Source organism: Micromonospora noduli (assembly GCF_003264475.1).
GTDB lineage: Bacteria > Actinomycetota > Actinomycetes > Mycobacteriales > Micromonosporaceae > Micromonospora > Micromonospora noduli.
Genome location: NZ_PYAC01000008.1, coordinates 139,736 through 157,049, shown reverse-complemented (window position 1 = coordinate 157,049; position 17,314 = coordinate 139,736). Strand labels below are relative to the sequence as shown.

Genomic DNA, 17,314 nt, shown 5'->3' with positions numbered 1-17,314 from the left:
GCGCCCGCTCCGACGAGAGTCGGGGCGGGCGCTTCGGCGTACGGGGGCAGGTCAGGGGGCTATGTAGGTGACCGTGATCTGTTGGTAGCCGAGGGAGCGGAGCAGCCCCTCCAGCATCTTGCGGGTGTTCTCCTCGGCTCGGGCGGAGAGCCCGCTGTCCCGGGCGGCGGCGGTGATCCGGTCCTCGGCGAGCTGGTAGACCTGCTGCTGCCGGTTGGGGTCGTTGCCGACCAGGTCACCGAGTCGGTTGAGCAGACCGCGCTCCTCGGCGAAGACGTAGCTCTTCTCCATGTCGAGGTTGGTCTCACCGAGCTGCGGCGCGGGCAGCTTGATCTCGACGGACTTGCCGTCGGCGGACTGGACGACGGCACCCTCACCGATCTTGGTGAAGTCGACGTACGCCTCGACGCTGCCGGCCCCGACGAACAGGGTGCGCTCGTTGAGCAGGAAGTCCGGAACGTTGCGCCGGTCGTTCTGCGTGTCGACCACGACCTGGAAGTTGCCCTCCGCGGCCACGTAGCGGCTGAGGTCCTGGATCGACTTCAGCAGCGGTGGCTGACTGCGGTCGGTCTGCTCCTTGGCGAACGGGTTGCGGAACTCCGGCAGGATGCCGGTCGCCTGAATGCCGAGCAGGACGACCACGGCCAACGCGGCGGCGCCGAGCAGCAGGAGCAGACCTCGGGCCGCCCCACCGCCACCACCACCGCCGGGGCCGTCGCCACCGCCCGTCGGGCCACCGGGACCACCGGGGCCTCCAGGCCCGCCGGGGCCAGCAGGCCCACCGGGACCGGTCGGCTCACCGGGGCCACCCGGCGTATCCGTGGTCCAGTCGTGTGTCGCGGTCGACCGCGCCTTGAGATCGTCACCGGTCGGGTAACCGGGGAACTCTCTCGTGGGCTCGTTGCTGCCAGCGTCGCGGGCCATCACGCTCACCGTCCTCGTCAGACACGTCGTCTGTCAATGACGGTACGGCCCCGATACGACAGGCGCGCGGCGAGCGCCAGGAAGCGACAAACGAGCAGGTCAGGCGAACGCGGAGAGCCCGGTGAGCCGCTGCCCGATGACCAGTTGGTGGATCTCGGAGGTGCCCTCGTAGGTCAGCACGCTCTCCAGGTTGTTGGCGTGCCGCATCACCGGGTACTCACCGGAGACGCCGTTGGCGCCGAGGATGGTGCGGCACTGCCGGGCGATGGCCAAGGCCTCCCGCACGTTGTTCAGCTTGCCCACGCTGACCTGCTCGGGTCGCAGCCGCCGGGCGTCGGCGAGCCGGCCCAGGTGCAGCGCGAGCAGTTGCCCCTTCACCAACTCGACGGCCATGTCGGCGAGCTTCGCCTGGGTGAGCTGAAAGCCGGCCAGTGGGCGACCGAACTGGGTGCGGCTGCTCGCGTACGCCAGGGTGGTCTCCAGGCAGTCTCGGGCCGCACCGACCGCGCCCCAGACGATCCCGTAGCGGGCCTCGGTGAGGCAGCTCAGCGGCGCCTTGAGCCCGACCGCCTCGGGCAGTTGGGCGTCGGCCGGGAGCCGGACGTCGTCGAGCACGATCTCGCCGGTCACCGACGCGCGCAGCGACATCTTGCGGCGGATCTCCCGGGCCGTTACGCCGGGAGTGTCCATGGGTACGGCGAAACCCCGCACGCCCTCGTCGGTGCGCGCCCAGATCACCGCGACGTCCGCGATCGGGGCGTTGGTGATCCACATCTTCCCGCCGGTGAGCACCCAGTCGTCGCCGTCGCGGCGGGCCCGGGTGGCCATCGAGGCGGGGTCGGAGCCGTGATCCGGCTCGGTCAGGCCGAAGCAGCCGATCGCCTCACCGGTGGCCATCGGCGGGAGCCACCGTTGCTTCTGCTCCTCGCTGCCGTAGCGCCAGATGGCGTACATGGCGAGCGATCCCTGCACGGAGACCAGGGAACGGAGGCCGGAGTCGCCGGCTTCCAGCTCCTGGCAGGCCAGCCCGTAGGCGACCGCGGAGGCGCCGGCGCAGCCGTAGCCGGTCAGGTGCATGCCGAGCAGGCCGAGCTTGCCGAACTCGCGGGCCAGCTCCCGGGCGGGAACCTTGCCGTCCTCGTACCAGTCGGCGACGTGAGGTCGCACCCGGTCGTCGACGAGTTGGCGGACGACGTCACGGATCTGCCGCTCCTCCTCGCTGAGCGACGGGTCCAGGTCGAGCAGGTCCAGCGCAGCGGTCATGGACGCCACCCTAACGAAGGTTCAGCGCGGGAAAGAAGGGCTCGTCACTCGATGGGCTCGGAGAGCACCAGCACCCGCGCGTGGATCTGGTTGCGCTGCTGGAGGGCGGCGCGCAGCGCCCGGTGCAGCCCGTCCTCCAGGTAAAGCCCGCCGTTCCACTGCACCACGTGCGGAAAGAGGTCACCGTAGAAGGTGGAATCCTCGGCGAGGAGCTTGTCCAGCGCCAACTCGCGCTTGGTGGTGATCATCTGATCCAGGCGCAGTGGCCTCGGCGGGATCTCCGCCCACTGCTTGAGCGTCAGATTGTGCTCCGGATAGGGACGCCCGTCCCGGACCGCTCTGAAGATCACGACGGCACGCTCCCCTCCCCGTGGCCGGGCCGACCGACGGCGCCGAGCCGGGCCGCGGCGGGCACCGCGCGGCGCGGCACCGATGACCGTGCCAGCCTAGCCGCCCAGCGCACGCTACGTTCTGCTCCCTGATGTCAGTTTCGCTACCGCTCGTCCGATCCTCAACCGGACGAACGGGACGTCGGCGTCAGTTCCACCGGCCGCGCCGCACGACCTCGTCCATCGGGCGACGTCCACGGCGCAAAGATGGTGACCGATGGTCGGGCGCACGGTAACCGATTGTGACGGCGCCGATGGGTTGGTACTCCGCCGGCACGCCGAACGCGTCCCGGTACGCGGCGAGCCGCTGCGGCGGAATGCCGAAGAAACACGCCCCCAGCCCCTCGTCCACAGCGGTGAGCAGCATCAGCAACGCCGCGAATCCGGCGTCCACGTGCCAGTACGGCACCGGCCAGCGGTCCGTGGACTGATCCGTCCAGCCCTTGTCCGGCTCCGCGTACCGCCGCAGGTAGGCCGACTCGTTGGCGTGCGGCACCACGATCAGGGGTGCCCGGCGCATGCCCGCGAGCCAGCGCTCCCGCCCACCGCCGTCGGGGGTGGTGGCGGCCCAGAACCGGTCCCGATCGGCCAGTTCCTCCAACACCAGGAAGCCCCAGCCCTGGGCGAAGCCGGCCGACGGCGCGCGGACCGCGTGGTCGAGCAACCGGTCCACCACGTCGGGCGGGACCGGGCGGTCCGGGTCGTAGTTGCGCACCATCCGCCGTCGGCGGACGACCTCGGCGAACTCCATCAGGCGCCGGGGCGGATGCCCCAGGCACCTCGCCAGGTAGTGCCGGGCTTGAGGGTGAGCAGGTCCTTACCCGACCGGAACGCGTCCGGTGGGCAGGTCATCGGCTCGATCGCCACCGAGCGGCGGTGCCGTTCGCCGGTGAGGGCGTCCCCGGTGAACACCTGCCACCAGCCGAACTCGGCGTCCGCCCAGATGCTCACCCCGGCCGAACCGTCCGGAGCGGCGAGGCTCACCGAGGAACCGCCGTCGGCGTCCCGAATCACGTCGCCGAAGCAGGAGTCCAGCACTGCCGCGCCGATCCGGCGGGGGCTGGTCCAGTCGTACTCGGTGCCGGCCACCGGGGTCACCCCCACCGGCAGCAGCCGACCGTCCACCAGCACCCGGCTCCGGGTGGGCAGCCGCAGCACCAGGTCGTCCACCGCGACACCCGGCAGTTGCAGGTACGGGTGCACGGAGAAGCCGAACGGGGCCAGCTCCCCGCCGATGTTTGTCACCTCGTGTTCGGCGCGCAGCCCGTCGGCGTCGACGCTCCACCGGCTGCGCAGCCGCAGCGGCCACTGGTAGCCGGGCTGCGGCGGCAGGTCGTAGCCGACCGTCACGGCGTCCGCCGACTGCTCAAGCAACTGCCACGGCACCCAGTTGACCAGCCCGTGGATGGCCACGTGCCGCTCCGGCTCGGTCAGTGCGAGCTGGTGCGTCCGCCCGTCGAACGAGTAGCGACCATCGCGGATCCGGTTCGGCCAGGGTGCCAGCACCTGCCCCGTGCAACCGGGGCAGACCTCGTCGGTCTGGTACCCGTCGAGCAGGTCGACACCGTCGTGCCGGTACGTCCGGAGCCCACCGCCGACCTCCACGATGACGGCCTCGTGGCCGGCGGCGGAGATGGTCCACTGGGCGCCGGAGAACGGGCGCGGATCGGGGCTTTCCATGCCGGCGACCCTAACCGGTCAGGTCCGGTTGTCGCTCGACGCCGTCGCCGCCCGGTAGCGCAGCAGCGCCGGGAACGCGACAGCGAGCACCACCACGAGCACCGCGGAGGCGAGCCCACCGGCCACCCAGGCCACCCCGCCACCGAACCCGGCGGCCATGGTGCCGGCGCGCAGATCACCCAGGCGTGGGCCACCCGCCACCACTACCGTGTTCACGCCCTGGAGCCGGCCGCGCATCCGGTCCGGTGCGTAGACCAGCAGCATCGACTGACGCAGCACCGCGCTGATCAGGTCGGCGGCGCCGGCCACGGCGAGCAGCACGACCATCAGCCAGAGCTGGTGGGCCAACCCGGCGGCGGCGATCGCCAGGCCCCAGCCGACCACCGCGAGCACCAGGCCGAGCCCCTGCCGGCGGAGCCGACCGATCCAGCCGGAGGTCAACCCACCGATCATCGAGCCGATCGCGATGGCGCTGTAGAGCAGACCGACCGCGCCACCGCCACCGAAGCGCTCGTGCGCGATCTCCGGAAAGAGGGCCCGTGGCATGGCGAGGATCATCGCGATCAGGTCCACCCCGAAGGACAGCAGCAGAACCGGGGTGGTGGCCAGGTAGCGGAACCCGTCGACGACACTGGCCAGACCGGCACGCCGGGCCTGGCCGTCGGCGGTGGGCTCGGGCGGGAGCGAGGGCAGCCGCAGCGCGGCCCAGAGCATCGCGGTGAACAGCACCGCGTCCAGCCCGTAGGCGATCGGCAGGACCACAGTGGTGTCCGGCGAGGCGGAGAGGATCAGGCCGGCGGCGAGCGGGCCGGCGACCGAGGCGGCGGTGAAGGTCGTGTAGTTCAGCGTGGTGGCGGACGCCACCAGGTCTTCCGGCACCAGCCGGGGCAGCATGGCGCTGCGGGCCGGCGAGCTGATCGCGAAGGCCACCGACTGCAACGCCATCAACGCCAGCAGCAGCACCGGGCTGCGCACGTCCAGCACCGCCTGGAGCAGCAGCCCGAGAGTGGATGCCCAGAGCAACAATGAGCCGCCGAGCAGCACCGCACGCCGGTCACGGGCGTCGGCGATCGCGCCGCCCCAGAGCCCGAAGACCAGCAACGGTACGAAGGCAGCCACGCCCAGCAGGCCCACCCAGAACGAGTCCCGGGTCAGGGCGTACATCTCCACCGGCACCGCGACGGCGGTGAACTGGAAGCCGAACATCGCCACTGTGTTGCCGAGCCAGAGCCGGCGGTACGCCGGAACCCGCAGCGGGCGCACGTCGATCGCCCAGCGGCGCGCGGCGCGCGGCCGGGTCTCCCGCACACCCGTCACGGCGCCAACCGCTCGACGATCCAGCCACCCTCGTCGAGGCGACGGAAGCGGAGCCGGTCGTGCAACCGGCCGGCCCGGCCCTGCCAGAACTCCACCGACTCGGGTTGGACCCGCAGTCCGCCCCAGTGCGACGGGGTCGGGATCTCGGCCTGGTCGGCGAACCGCTCGGCCACCTCCTGGTACCGCTGCTCCAGCGCCGCCCGACCCGACACCACCTGGGACTGCGGGCTGGCCCAGGCACCCAGTTGGGAGCCGCGCGGCCGGCTGGCGAAGTACGCCTCGCTCGTGGCGCGGTCGACGTGCGCCACCCGCCCGGCGACCACCACCTGACGCTGCATGGGAAACCACGGAAAGACCAGGCTGGCGTACGGGTTGGTGATCGCCTCGACGCCCTTGCGCGACAGGTGGTTGGTGAAGAAGACGAAGCCCTCCGGGTCGTACCCCTTCAGCAGCACCGTCCGTCCGCTCGGCCGGCCGGCCGAGTCGGCGGTGCCCACCACCATGGCGTTCGGTTCGGGTAGCCCGAAGGCCACCGCGTCGGCGAACCAGCTGTCGAACTGGGTGTGCCAGTCGACGGCCAGGTCAGCCTCGGTCAGGCCCAGGTCCGCGGCGTACTCGTTACGCATCGCGGCCGGGGCGGGTGTGTCGCCCGTCACGTCCCCACTCCTTCTCGGGGGCCCCACCAGCACCCTCCCGCGCTGACCAGCCCGCCCTGCCCAGTCTCACTGAGCCGGACGGAGAATGCGCGTCCGGGGATGTCGCGTGCAGCACAGTCGCAGCGGGTCGCGTATCCCTTACTCAGCAGGCAGTATGTTGCGAACACATCCCTGAGGGTCGCCTAAGGCGCTCGGCCGATCGGGCCGGATGAGCGATCGGGCGCACCGACCAGATCCAGGAGAGCGACATGGCCGATTTCAAACCCGGGCTGGAGGGCGTCGTCGCCTTCGAGACCGAGATCGCCGAACCTGACCGTGAGGGCGGTGCGCTGCGCTATCGCGGAGTCGACATCGAGGATCTGATCGGCCAGGTGTCGTTCGGCAACGTGTGGGCACTGCTGGTCGACGGCCGGTTCGGGCCGGGCCTGCCGCCGGCGGAGCCGTTCCCGGTGCCGGTGCACTCCGGTGACATCCGCGTCGACGTGCAGTCCGCGGTCGCCATGCTGGCCCCGTACTGGGGTCTCAACCAACTGCTGGACATCTCCGACGAGCAGGCCCGTGAGGATCTCGCCCGGGTCTCGGTGACCGCGCTCTCCTTCGTCGCCCAGTCCGCCCGCGGCCTCGGCCTGCCGGCGGTGCCGCAGAAGGAGATCGACAAGGCGCAGACCATCGTCGAGCGGTTCATGAAGCGCTGGCGCGGCGAGCCCGACCCGCGGCACGTCAAGGCCGTCGACGCGTACTTCATCTCGGCCGCCGAGCACGGCCTGAACGCGTCCACCTTCACCGCTCGCATCGTCGCCTCCACCGGGGCGGACGCGGCTGCCTGCATCTCGTCGGGCATCGGCGCCCTCTCCGGCCCGCTGCACGGCGGCGCCCCGTCCCGGGTGCTCAGCATGCTGGAGGCGGTGGAGCGCAGCGGCGACGCCGAGGGCTACGTCAAGGGCGTCCTCGACCGGGGCGAGCGGTTGATGGGCTTCGGCCACCGCGTCTACCGTGCCGAGGACCCGCGCGCCCGAGTGCTCCGGCGTACGGCCAAGGAGCTGGGCGCGCCGCGCTTCGAGATCGCCGAGGCGCTGGAGAAGGCCGCCCTCGCCGAGCTTCAGGCCCGCCGCCCCGACCGGGTGCTGGCCACCAACGTCGAGTTCTGGTCGGCAGTGGTGCTGGACTTCGCCGAGGTGCCGGCGCACATGTTCACCTCGATGTTCACCTGCGCACGGATGGGTGGCTGGAGCGCCCACATCCTGGAGCAGAAGCGCCTGCAGCGGCTGGTCCGCCCGTCCGCCCGCTACATGGGCCCGGAAACCCGCAAGCCGTCCGACGTCGAGGGCTGGGCGGCCATCCCGCACGGCGTCTGAGCTGGTAGACAAGGGCCCCTCCTCGACGCCGGACGTCAATGAGGGGCCCTTCTCGTCGGTTACCGGAGCCGACTGTGGCGAAGGACTCAGACCGACCGCCGGGACCCAGCCCATCGCCGTCCGGCCCGGGTGCGAGGATGAGGGCCGGCAGTGTCGCCGGGCCCGCCCTCGCCCTTGCGGAAGGATCTTCAAGACCGTGGCTGACGCACCGATCATCCGGATTCCCGATGAGATCAAGCCCGCCGATGGACGCTTCGGCTGCGGCCCGTCCAAGGTCCGCCCGGCGGCGGTGTCCGCTCTCGCCGAGGTCGCGACCACCTACCTCGGCACCTCGCACCGGCAGAAGACGGTCCGTGACCAGGTGGCCCGGCTGCGCTCCGGCATCGCCGAGTTCTTCTCGCTGCCCGAGGGCTACGAGGTGATCATCGGCAACGGCGGCACCACCGCGTTCTGGGAGGTCGCCACCTTCGGCCTGATTCGCGACCGGGCCCAGTTCGCCAGCTTCGGCGAGTTCGGCGCCAAGTTCGCCAAGTCGGTCAAGGACGCCCCGTTCCTCGGTGAGCCGACCGTCCGCAAGTCCGACGCGGGCAGCGCGCCGACCCTGGTCGCCGAGTCCGGCGTGGACGCGTACGCGACGCCGCAGAACGAGACCTCGACCGGTGTGGCCGTCCCGATCAGCCGGGTGGCCGGTGCCGACGAGGGCGCGCTGCTGCTGGTCGACGCGACCTCCGGCGCGGGTGGCCTGGAGGTCAACGTCGGCGAGACCGACGTCTACTACTTCGCCCCGCAGAAGTGCTTCGGCTCCGACGGCGGTCTCTGGCTGGCCCTGATGTCCCCGGCCGCACTGGACCGGGCCGCCGAGATCAAGGCGTCCGGGCGCTACATCCCCGCCTTCCTCGACCTGGTCACCGCGATCGACAACTCGCGGCTGGAGCAGACCTACAACACCCCGGCGCTGGCCACCATCTTCCTGGCCGCCGAGCAGACCGACTGGATGAACGCGCAGGGCGGCCTGTCCTGGGCGGCGAAGCGCACCGCCGAGAGCGCCGCCGCGGTCTACGGCTGGGCCGAGCGGTCCAGCGTGGCCACCCCGTTCGTCACCGACCCGGCGCTGCGCTCCAACGTGGTCGCCACCATCGACTTCGCCGACTCGGTGGACGCCACGGCGATCGCCAAGGCGCTGCGCGCCAACGGCATCGTGGACACCGAGCCCTACCGCAAGCTCGGTCGCAACCAGCTGCGGGTGGCGCTGTTCCCGGCCGTCGAGCCGGCCGATGTCGAGGCGCTCACCGCGTCCATCGACTACGTGGTCGAGCGACTCTGACGTTCGGTCACGGTCGGTGTCCGTTGGGGCCTCCACGGACACCGACCGTGATCATCGCCGCAGCTCAGTCACGACATGCGGGGTGTCGCTTCCCCCACCCCGAGGCAGATGCGCGTACGGTGGTCCGAGACGCCTGGGTGGCCGACTCGTGGCGTGCGGTCAGCGAAGCGGGACGGAGGCAACGCTATGCGCCCAGTACGCTTCGTCGCCCTCTCCGAGGACGGCCAGGCCCTGGTGCTCGCCGACGAGGTGGGGCGACTCCTCGCCCTGCCGATCGACGAACGCATCGCCGGCGTGATGCACCCCGAGCCGGGTGCCCCGCCGCTCGCTGTGGCACCGAGCACCGTCGATCCGATTCCCTCACTGTCTCCTCGGGACATCCAGGCCCGCATCCGCTCCGGTGAGTCCGCGGAGGATGTCGCCCGCATCGCCGGGGTGCCGGTCGACCGGGTGCTGCGCTATGCCGGCCCGGTGTTGCAGGAGCGGGCGATGCTCGCCCAGCACGCCCGCCGCACCCGCCTCAAGGGCGCGGAGAAGCCCACCCCGCTCGCCGAGGTGGTCAACGGCCGGCTGAGCCAGCACGGCATCGACACCGAGAAGATCTCCTGGGACGCCTACCGACGCGACGACGGCACCTGGCGGATCATCGCCACCTGGCCGTCGGGCAAGGCCACCGCGCAGGCCATCTGGGACATGGACAAGGCCCGGCAGGTGGTCACGCCGCACGACGACATGGCGCAGTACCTGTGCGCCGAGCGGCCCACGCCGATCCTCGGCCAGGAGCCGGCACCGGAGCGGACCGGGCACGCCCTGCCCGGTCCGTCGCGTGGCGAGCCGAGCCGTGGTGGGCACGGGTTGCCTGCCGCGTCCGAGCACCCGCGCCAGGGCCGCGATCCGATCCGGGCGGGCCGTGACGCGCTGCTCGCCTCACTGGACCGCCCGCTCGGCGGCTCGTCGGGCCGTGGCCTTGAGCCGCGCACCCCGGCTGCCCTTGCCGGGTCGGACGCGCCCCGGCAGCGGCCCGTCGGCGGGGGTGCCGCCGCGCTGCTCGGCGGCGGCCAGGGGTCGGCCTTCGACGACGACTCGGACGCGCCCAAGGAGGTGCCGGCCGTGCCGTCGCTGGCGGTGCTGCGGCCCCGTAGGACGGCCGCCGCGGCAGCCTCCGGCGAGTCCACCGACGCCAACGGCAAGCCGCGTAAGCGGTTGCCGAGCTGGGACGACGTGCTCTTCGGCAGCGGCCCGGCCGCCCGCGAGTCTTCCTGACGCTTCGCGTTGACGGGTGACTGTCGCCCGTCAACGCGAGCGTGCGGACCTCACCGGATGTCTCCGGCCCCTTCGCGATGAGGGGCGGCGACCCCGCGTACGGCCTCGGCGACGGCGCGGAAGTCCTTCTTGAGGATCGCACCGTGGTTGCTGGCGACCTTCGCCCCGATGGTGATGTGCGGGTTGCGGGCGGTCACCGCGTCGAGGCTGGCGCGGATCTGCTCCTGTTCGTCGCCGCGACTGCCGAGGGACGTTCCCGAGGCGACCACGTACCGCACCGGGACGCTGATGGCGTCCAGCACCGGGCCCAGTTCGCGCTCGCGGGAGAGTTCGCCGAGTTCGATGTTGCTGTCCGCCATCTGGTCGGCATTCATCCGTGGGGTCAGGCCGGTCGGGCGGAGCAGCGGCATGAACAGGTTCATCCGTCGGAACATCTTGCGGATCCGTTGCGCCATGGCCTCGTCGAGCCAGTCGTGCGGGAACGCGCCGTCGACCAGGACCGCCCCCAGGGCACGCTCCGGGTTCCGGTTGGCCCAGTGCGCCCCGACCACCGCTCCGTAGGACCAGCCCACCAGCACCGCCCGGGCCACCCCCCGGGCGGCGAGAACGGCGTCGACGTCCCGGACGGCCGCTTCGAACGAGTAGTCGGCTGAGCGCTTCGACTTCCTGCCGCGAGCCCGCTCGTCGTAGGTGATGTGCCGGAATCCGGTGCCCAGTTCGGCGATGACCCGCCGCCAGTAGCCCTGGGTGGCGAACTGGCCGTTGAGGTAGACCACTGGGATGCCGGGGCCGCCGGTGTCGGTGACGGCCAGGGCCGTGTCGTCGACCGGCACCATGCCGGTCCACGCCGAACTGGTCGAGGACATGCTGTTGTTCGTCATCTCGATCCGTCCTTTTCAGAGGCTGCGGGCGTTGATGTCGCCATGCAGGGTGCTGGCGTGGATGTCGAGTTCGACGGTGCCGTCGTTCTTGAGGGCGTTGCTGACGCGGCCGTTGCCGGTGCCGGCGTCCAGGGCGGCCGAGACGCCGGCCGCCGCCGCGACCGAGATGTCGCCGGACTGGGTACGGAGGACGACAGTGCCGCGCATGGCCTCGGCGACAGTGATGTCACCCCGGGCGGTGCTGATCTCGGCGGGGCCGTTGAGCCGGCCGACCTCGACGTCGCCGTCTATCGCGGTGAGGCGAACACTCGCTGCCTCGTCAATCTTGATTTCCCGGTACGCCCCGTCGAAGGCGACGTCGCCGAGGCGGCCGACGCCCCGAAGCTCGGCGCTGGCGGCCCTGCCCTCGAGGTGGGAGTCGGCGGGCACCCGGACGGTGACCTCCAGGGAGCCGGAGGGGCCGAAGAGCTTGTTGATGGGACGTGCGGTAGTGATGCGCAGGACGCCGTCGGCGTAGGCGACGGTGGTCTGCTCGGCGGCCCTGGTGTCGCTGCTCTTGGCGGGGTCGGCCGGGAGGACCTCGACGGTGGTGTCGGCGCGGTCCGCGGCGATGAGTTGGATGCGTCCGGCGGGGATGTCCAGGACGGCGGAGATGGGGGCGGGTGTGTCGAACGTCTGCATCGTGCTCTCCCAGGTTGGCGCGTGTTTCCGATGTGGGAAACGCTACGTTGCTTTCCAGTTTCTGCAACTGCCTCGTTGCAGCGAAGCGACGTTTTAGCTGTTCAGAATTGTGCAATCGTTGCAACGATCCTGAATCTAATGCAACGCTATTCCCGCCCTCGTTGCATTGACGTGTGGGTTAACGCTATGGTGGCGGGGTCGGGGGCCGCCGCCCTACGGGACCACGAGGGAGATCGCGATGCCGGGAGGCAGGCTCACCCAGCAGGAACGCCAGCAGATCGCGCTGGGGCTGGCCGACAGCCTCGCCTACGCCGAGATCGCCCGACGCCTCGACCGTCCCACCTCGACGGTCACGCGCGAGGTGATGCGCAACGGCGGCCCCACCGGCTACCGTGCCGACCTGGCCCATCACGCGACCGAGCGCCGCGCCCACCGGCGCAGGCCCGCCCCTTCCCGAGGCGCCGAGGCAGCCCTCCGACCGGACGGACGCGACGCCCAGGCCGTGGCCGACTACGAGGAGGCGTTCACCACCGTCCTCATGGCCTCCGGTCTGAACAAGATGGGCGCGCGAGTGTTGACCAACCTGTTCCTCACCGACTCGGGCAGCCTCACCGCGGCTGAGCTCGCCCGGAGCCTCCAGGTCAGCCCGGCGTCGATCTCCAAGGCGATCACCTTCCTGGAGAGCCAGAGCCTCGTCCGCCGCGAACGCGACGAACGCCGCCGCGATCGCTACCTCGTCGACGACGAGCTCTTCTACCAGGCGACGATCGCCAGTGCCCGGGCCAACGACCATCTCGTCGCTATCGCACGCCAGGGTGTCGCTCTCCTCGGCGCGCACACCCCCACCGCCGCCCGACTGGAGAACATCGCCCGTTTCCTCGACTTCATCAGCGAGAGCATCACCCGCGCCGCCGAACAGGCCCGCGAGCTTCTCCGCAGCGGGCCTTCCACAGCGGCCAGCCACGTGCCGCCGGGTCACAGCGACCAGGCGGCGATCCGCTCGTAGCGCGGTCGGCCCCCGCCGAGGTGGCTGCGCACCAGCAGCAGCTCCGACGCCGGCCACGATGGCCCTTCGTACCCGTCCAGGCTGGCCCGGTCGGCCTCGACGTCGGCCGGGTCCATCCGGTCACCGGGCCGGGCGACGGTCAGGTGCGGCCGAAACGGCTTCTCGTCGCACGGCAGCCGGCCGTGGCTCAGCCGGGACCGAATCAGCCCGGCCAGCACGTGCAACGCCTCGATCTCCCCGCGCAGGTCCACCCACAGCACCGCGGATCGGCCCCCTCCGAACCGGCCACCGCCGCCGAGACTCAACCGGGGTGCGGCACCTCGGTCGTCCCGGAACCGCTCGGCGGCCAAGCCGAGCGCACTCTCCACCTCGACCAGCCGGTCAGACTCGACGGCGCCGAGGAACGCCACTGTGAGGTGCAGGTCGGCCGGGTCGGCGAGCCGGACGTTGACGCCAGCGGCGGTCGCCGCCGCGACGCGCAGACGGGCGACCCGTACGCCAAGGTGATTGACCGCTTCGACGGACGGGCGGACCGCGACGAAGAGTCGCACAGCGTGCGGCCGCTCAGCGGTGCCGCTGCCGAAGCCCAGCCCGCGCCGCCGGAAGGGCCAGCCCGGCGGCGTGCAGCACGCCCTCCACCCGGACCCGCTCGATCTCCTGATCGACGCCCTCCAGCTCGGCGAGGTGTTCGGCGATGCCGAGGGCGCGACAGGCGAGACGAAGCCGGTCGTCGTACGCCTGGAGCAGCGCGCTGTGCCAGACCATCGATCGACCACCGCCGCCGATCCGCTGACCGCCGAGGCGGCGCAGGTCGGCGGCGAGCTGCTCCAGCGGCCGGCGGTCCACGCTGTCGAACTCGCTGAGGTCGATGTCCCGGGTCAGCGCGTCGGCCTCGATGGCGCGGTCGAGACGGGCGATCGTGCGCTTCTCCCGCCGGCGGTCACGCCACTCGGACCAGCCGCAGACCACCCGGTCGACGATCTCGTCGTAGCAGAAGATCAGGGCGAATGCCGCCGGCAGCGTGGCCACGGCGAGGAACGCCAGGGCCAGCATCAGCGCGCGTCCGACTCCCACGTATCGACGCTAAGCCCCACCGTGCCACCCCGCCACCGGTTTCGCCGCATCCGCGCGATCCGCGCAACCGGACGCGGCCGGCGCCGGTGGTAAACCTCAGCAGTCGGTGGAGGTGACGTAGAAACGGGGCATCGGCAGCACCCGGAAACGCAGCCGGGCACCGGAGTGGCGGAGCTGCCAGGTGAGCGCGACCACCGCGGCGGCCAGCGAGATGAGCCCGCCCATCCAGATGCTGGCACCGGCACCGTAGTGCTCGGCGACCCAGCCGATCAGCGGCGCGCCGACCGGGTTGGTGCCCAGGAACACCAGCACCCACAGGGCCATCACCCGTCCCCGGAAAGCCGCGTCGACGCCCATCTGGATCCGCTGGTTGGCGGCCTGGGCGAAGAAGACCATGCAGAAGCCGGTCGGCACCAGCAGCGCCACGACCAGCCAGTACGCCGTGGAGAGGCCGACCAGGGTGCCGAAGCTGGCGCAGGCGATCGCCGCGCCGAGCACCAGCCACACCGACGGACGGCTACGGCGGCCGGTGCCGCTGAGCGCGCCGCCGAGCGCGCCAACGGCCAGCGCCGTGCTGAACAGGCCGAAGGAGGCGGCGCCGGTGTGGAAGACCGTCTTCGCCAACGCGGCCAGGGTGAGCTGGAAGTTGAACAGCGACATGCCGATCACCGACATGATCGCCATCGGCAGCAGCAGGTCGGGGCGGCGCCACACGTACCGCAGCCCGTCGACGACCCGGGCGGACGCCCGCTCGTCACGGGGCAGCAGGGCGTCGCGGTGCAGTTCGGTCGTACGCATCCGGACCACGTTGACCAGGGGCGCGACCGAGCTGAGGGCGGTGAAGAGGAAGACCGGACCCACGTCGAACGCGGCGATGGCCAGGCCGGCGATGGCCGGGCCGACGATCCGGGCGGAGTTGAACACGGCGGCGTTCAGCGACAGCGCGTTGGGCAGCAGCGACGTGCCGACCAGTTCGGAGACGAACGCCTGCCGGACCGGGGTCTCCACCGCGTTGGCCGTGCCGAGCAGGGCGGCGAAGGCGAAGACGTGCCAGAGCTGCACCAGGTCGGTGAGGACCAGCACCGCCATGCCGAGCGCCAGCAGGCTCCAGAAGGCGTTGGCGGCGAAGAGCAGCACCCGCTTGTCGTACCGGTCAGCGAGCCGGCCGGAGAGCAGGGTGAGCAGGAGCACCGGGGTGAACTGGCAGGCGGTGACCACGCCGAGCGCGGTCGCCGAGTTGTTGGAGAGCTCGAGGACGAGCCAGTCCTGGGCGATGAACATCATCCAGACGCCGATCAACTTGATCAGCTGCCCGGATGCGAAGAGGCGGTAGTTGCGGACCTGTAGGGACTGGAACATCGTGCTCAGCTTCGCCTGCACTCTTGGTGCGCCTCCTCCGGACGTACGCGTCATCGACACGTGACGGCACGGACCCGGTGGCGCGGGTGCGGCTCAGGCGCGAGCGAGCTGCTGAAGAATCTCGGCGGCCCTCTGCAGGGTCTCCCGTTCGTCCTCGTCGAGTGCGGCCAGCCGGTGGGCCAGCCACTCGTCGCGGGCCCGCTCGAACTGGTCGAGCACGGCCTGCCCTCCTTCGGTCGCCGCGAGGATGACCTGCCGCCCGTCGGTCGGATGGGGTGTCCGCCGCACGAGGCCGCGGTCCTCCAACTTCCCGACGATCTTGGTCATCGTCGGCGGCTGCACCCGCTCCACGTCGGCCAGCTCCCGGGGTGTCATCGCGCCCGCCAGCCGCAGGCTGGTGAGCGCGGAGACCTGGGTGACCGTGAGGTCGCCGACCGGTCGGGCCTGTCGGACCCGTCGGTTGAGTCGGGTGATCGCATCACGCAGCTGGGGAGCCAGCTGCGCCGGTGGCACGCGTTCCGCCGTCACCGTCCGCTCCGTCACAGTAGTTAGCTTAACTAATGAGCCTGGCTAACGACATCCGTTATGACCAGGCTCACGAGGGGATTCAGATGGTACGGGCGGGGAATCCTGATCGACTCCCCGCCCGGACGTGCCTCAGAGCACCAGGGACTCGATCGGCCCACGCAGGAAGTACAGCACGAACAGCGCGGCCACCCCGTACAGCAACGGGTGGATCTCCCGGGCCTTACCCCGCGCCAGCTTGACCACCACGAAGGTGATCAGACCAGCGCCGATCCCGTTGGAGATCGAGTAGGTGAACGGCATCAACACGATGGTGAGGAACGCCGGAATGGCGATCTCGTAGTCGGACCAGTCGATCGTCCGCACCGCTGTCATCATCAGGAACCCGACCACCACCAGGGCCGTCGACGCCGCCTCGAACGGCACGATCACGACCAGCGGCGCCAGGAACATCGCGAGCAGGAAGAGCGCGCCGGTGACCAGGTTGGCCACGCCGGTCCGGGCGCCCTCCGCGACACCGGCCGCGCTCTCGATGTACGACGTGTTGCTGGAGGTGCTGGCCGCACCACCGGCCGCCGCCGCGATCGAGTCGACCAGCAGGATCTCCTTGGCCTTCGGCGGGGTGCCCTGCTCGTCGAGCAGGCCGCCCTCCTGGCCGACCGCGACCATCGTGCCCATGGTGTCGAAGAAGTCCGTGATCAACAGCGTGAAGATGAACATCAGCACGACCAGCCAACCGGCCCGGCCCCACGAGTCCAGCACGTTGAACTTGCCGAGCAGCGACAGGTCCGGCAGGTCGACCACCGACTTCGGCAGCTCCGGCACGTTCAGCGACCAGCCCTTCGGGTTGGGCTGACCGTTGACGAACGACGGGCCGATGTTGCCGATCGCCTCCACGATCACCGCCAGCACCGTCGAGGCGAGAATGCCGATCAGGATCGCGCCCTTCACCCGACGGACCACCAGCACCAACGTGATCAGCAGACCCACCACGAAGACCAGCATCGGCCAGCTCACCAGCTTGCCGCCGATGCCCAGGCCGACCGGAACCGTGGTGTTGGCATCATCCGGGACGCGCCGGACGAAGCCGGCGTCCACCAGGCCGATGATGGTCAGGAACAGACCGATGCCGACGCCGATCGCGCTCTTCATCTGGGTCGGCACCGAGCGGAACACAGCGGTCCGCAGACCGGTCAGCACCAGCACCGCGATGATCAGACCCTCGATCACCACCAGGCCCATCGCGTCGGCCCAGGTCATCTCGGGGGCGATCTCGTACGCCACCAGGGCGTTGACACCCAGACCGGCGGCGAGCGCCAGCGGGAACCTGCCGACCACGCCCATCAGGATGGTCATCAGGCCGGCGACCAGCGCGGTCGCGGCAGCCAGTGCGGGAATCGGGAGGGTCTTGCCGTCACCGTCGACGGCGCCGCCCAGAATCAGCGGGTTGAGCACCACGATGTACGCCATCGTGAAGAAGGTCGCCAGGCCACCGCGTACCTCACGGCTCAACGTCGAGCCACGGGCGGAGATCTCGAAGAAACGGTCGAAACCGTTACGCGGATGAGCGGGGTTGGGAGGTGTGCCGTTCTCGGGCGGCGCTACGGCCATCAGGTC

The 17,314-nt window shown here is 70.9% G+C and carries 18 protein-coding genes; 4 read left to right on the top strand and 14 right to left on the bottom strand.

What is annotated here, in order from left to right:
* Window positions 1-51 precede the first annotated feature (51 nt).
* The 7 genes from MED15_RS11140 to pdxH all read right to left on the bottom strand — a co-directional run bounded on the left by MED15_RS11140 (window position 52) and on the right by pdxH (window position 6,199).
* Window positions 52-924 carry a DUF4230 domain-containing protein gene (locus MED15_RS11140; protein ID WP_112735529.1) on the bottom strand — a complete coding sequence of 291 codons (873 nt, stop codon included), beginning with the start codon at window positions 922-924 and terminating at the stop codon, window positions 52-54.
* Between the two features lie 99 nt (window positions 925-1,023).
* A complete protein-coding gene (locus MED15_RS11135) occupies window positions 1,024-2,187 on the bottom strand; it encodes an acyl-CoA dehydrogenase family protein (RefSeq protein WP_112581882.1) in 1,164 nt (387 codons plus the stop codon).
* Between the two features lie 44 nt (window positions 2,188-2,231).
* Window positions 2,232-2,537, bottom strand: coding sequence for a type II toxin-antitoxin system VapB family antitoxin (locus MED15_RS11130; protein WP_030329612.1), 306 nt, complete (start codon window positions 2,535-2,537; stop codon window positions 2,232-2,234).
* A gap of 187 nt (window positions 2,538-2,724) precedes the next feature.
* Window positions 2,725-3,327: a nitroreductase family protein gene (locus MED15_RS11125; protein WP_112735527.1), complete on the bottom strand. Its 603-nt coding sequence runs from the start codon at window positions 3,325-3,327 to the stop codon at window positions 2,725-2,727.
* On the bottom strand, window positions 3,327-4,256 hold the full coding sequence (locus MED15_RS11120; protein WP_112581812.1) for an aldose 1-epimerase family protein: 930 nt from the start codon (window positions 4,254-4,256) through the stop codon (window positions 3,327-3,329). Before MED15_RS11120 ends, MED15_RS11125 begins: the two co-directional genes overlap by 1 nt.
* 18 nt (window positions 4,257-4,274) lie before the next feature.
* The gene (locus tag MED15_RS11115; RefSeq protein ID WP_112581813.1) at window positions 4,275-5,573 is read right to left on the bottom strand and encodes an MFS transporter; all 1,299 of its coding nucleotides are present in this window, start codon (window positions 5,571-5,573) and stop codon (window positions 4,275-4,277) included.
* Window positions 5,570-6,199 (bottom strand): pyridoxamine 5'-phosphate oxidase, encoded by a 630-nt coding sequence (gene pdxH / locus MED15_RS11110; RefSeq protein WP_167457642.1) that lies wholly within the window; start codon window positions 6,197-6,199, stop codon window positions 5,570-5,572. Before pdxH ends, MED15_RS11115 begins: the two co-directional genes overlap by 4 nt.
* Before the next feature lie 278 nt (window positions 6,200-6,477).
* Here pdxH and MED15_RS11105 point away from each other — a divergent pair, with 278 nt between their 5' ends.
* From MED15_RS11105 to sepH, 3 genes are all read left to right on the top strand, one after another.
* The gene (locus tag MED15_RS11105) at window positions 6,478-7,584 is read left to right on the top strand and encodes a citrate synthase 2 (protein WP_091395245.1); all 1,107 of its coding nucleotides are present in this window, start codon (window positions 6,478-6,480) and stop codon (window positions 7,582-7,584) included.
* Between the two features lie 196 nt (window positions 7,585-7,780).
* A complete protein-coding gene (gene serC, locus MED15_RS11100) occupies window positions 7,781-8,908 on the top strand; it encodes a phosphoserine transaminase (RefSeq protein ID WP_112581815.1) in 1,128 nt (375 codons plus the stop codon).
* Window positions 8,909-9,094: 186 nt separating this feature from the next.
* Window positions 9,095-10,171 carry a septation protein SepH gene (gene sepH / locus MED15_RS11095; protein WP_112581816.1) on the top strand — a complete coding sequence of 359 codons (1,077 nt, stop codon included), beginning with the start codon at window positions 9,095-9,097 and terminating at the stop codon, window positions 10,169-10,171.
* A gap of 50 nt (window positions 10,172-10,221) precedes the next feature.
* On the opposite strand, the gene MED15_RS11090 is transcribed toward sepH, so the two are convergent.
* Together MED15_RS11090 and MED15_RS11085 are read right to left on the bottom strand one after the other, a co-directional pair.
* Window positions 10,222-11,052, bottom strand: coding sequence for an alpha/beta fold hydrolase (locus tag MED15_RS11090; RefSeq protein WP_112735523.1), 831 nt, complete (start codon window positions 11,050-11,052; stop codon window positions 10,222-10,224).
* Window positions 11,053-11,067: 15 nt separating this feature from the next.
* Window positions 11,068-11,733, bottom strand: a complete 666-nt coding sequence (locus tag MED15_RS11085) for a DUF4097 family beta strand repeat-containing protein (protein ID WP_112735521.1) — start codon at window positions 11,731-11,733, stop codon at window positions 11,068-11,070.
* Window positions 11,734-11,971: 238 nt separating this feature from the next.
* Here MED15_RS11085 and MED15_RS11080 point away from each other — a divergent pair, with 238 nt between their 5' ends.
* Window positions 11,972-12,739: a helix-turn-helix domain-containing protein gene (locus MED15_RS11080; protein WP_112725240.1), complete on the top strand. Its 768-nt coding sequence runs from the start codon at window positions 11,972-11,974 to the stop codon at window positions 12,737-12,739.
* Here MED15_RS11080 and thpR read toward each other — a convergent pair.
* The 5 genes from thpR to MED15_RS11055 all read right to left on the bottom strand — a co-directional run bounded on the left by thpR (window position 12,709) and on the right by MED15_RS11055 (window position 17,308).
* Window positions 12,709-13,290 carry an RNA 2',3'-cyclic phosphodiesterase gene (thpR, locus tag MED15_RS11075; protein ID WP_112735519.1) on the bottom strand — a complete coding sequence of 194 codons (582 nt, stop codon included), beginning with the start codon at window positions 13,288-13,290 and terminating at the stop codon, window positions 12,709-12,711. The genes MED15_RS11080 and thpR overlap by 31 nt on opposite strands.
* 13 nt (window positions 13,291-13,303) lie before the next feature.
* On the bottom strand, window positions 13,304-13,813 hold the full coding sequence (locus MED15_RS11070; protein ID WP_112581824.1) for a hypothetical protein: 510 nt from the start codon (window positions 13,811-13,813) through the stop codon (window positions 13,304-13,306).
* Between the two features lie 96 nt (window positions 13,814-13,909).
* The gene (locus tag MED15_RS11065; RefSeq protein WP_112581826.1) at window positions 13,910-15,193 is read right to left on the bottom strand and encodes an MFS transporter; all 1,284 of its coding nucleotides are present in this window, start codon (window positions 15,191-15,193) and stop codon (window positions 13,910-13,912) included.
* A 72-nt stretch (window positions 15,194-15,265) separates the two neighbouring features.
* Window positions 15,266-15,715, bottom strand: a complete 450-nt coding sequence (locus MED15_RS11060; RefSeq protein ID WP_030486369.1) for a MarR family winged helix-turn-helix transcriptional regulator — start codon at window positions 15,713-15,715, stop codon at window positions 15,266-15,268.
* Between the two features lie 114 nt (window positions 15,716-15,829).
* Window positions 15,830-17,308: an NCS2 family permease gene (locus tag MED15_RS11055; protein ID WP_112735517.1), complete on the bottom strand. Its 1,479-nt coding sequence runs from the start codon at window positions 17,306-17,308 to the stop codon at window positions 15,830-15,832.
* Window positions 17,309-17,314: the final 6 nt, after the last annotated feature.

What these genes read in the sequence shown, in the direction of transcription:
- MED15_RS11140 (WP_112735529.1), bottom strand. Translation starts at nt 924, where the DNA reads ATGGCCCGCGACGCTGGCAGCAACGAGCCCACGAGAGAGTTCCCCGGT.
- MED15_RS11135 (WP_112581882.1), bottom strand. Translation starts at nt 2,187, where the DNA reads ATGACCGCTGCGCTGGACCTGCTCGACCTGGACCCGTCGCTCAGCGAG.
- MED15_RS11125 (WP_112735527.1), bottom strand. Translation starts at nt 3,327, where the DNA reads ATGGAGTTCGCCGAGGTCGTCCGCCGACGGCGGATGGTGCGCAACTAC.
- MED15_RS11120 (WP_112581812.1), bottom strand. Translation starts at nt 4,256, where the DNA reads ATGGAAAGCCCCGATCCGCGCCCGTTCTCCGGCGCCCAGTGGACCATC.
- pdxH (WP_167457642.1), bottom strand. Translation starts at nt 6,199, where the DNA reads ATGCGTAACGAGTACGCCGCGGACCTGGGCCTGACCGAGGCTGACCTG.
- MED15_RS11105 (WP_091395245.1), top strand. Translation starts at nt 6,478, where the DNA reads ATGGCCGATTTCAAACCCGGGCTGGAGGGCGTCGTCGCCTTCGAGACC.
- sepH (WP_112581816.1), top strand. Translation starts at nt 9,095, where the DNA reads ATGCGCCCAGTACGCTTCGTCGCCCTCTCCGAGGACGGCCAGGCCCTG.
- MED15_RS11090 (WP_112735523.1), bottom strand. Translation starts at nt 11,052, where the DNA reads ATGACGAACAACAGCATGTCCTCGACCAGTTCGGCGTGGACCGGCATG.
- MED15_RS11085 (WP_112735521.1), bottom strand. Translation starts at nt 11,733, where the DNA reads ATGCAGACGTTCGACACACCCGCCCCCATCTCCGCCGTCCTGGACATC.
- MED15_RS11080 (WP_112725240.1), top strand. Translation starts at nt 11,972, where the DNA reads ATGCCGGGAGGCAGGCTCACCCAGCAGGAACGCCAGCAGATCGCGCTG.
- MED15_RS11055 (WP_112735517.1), bottom strand. Translation starts at nt 17,308, where the DNA reads ATGGCCGTAGCGCCGCCCGAGAACGGCACACCTCCCAACCCCGCTCAT.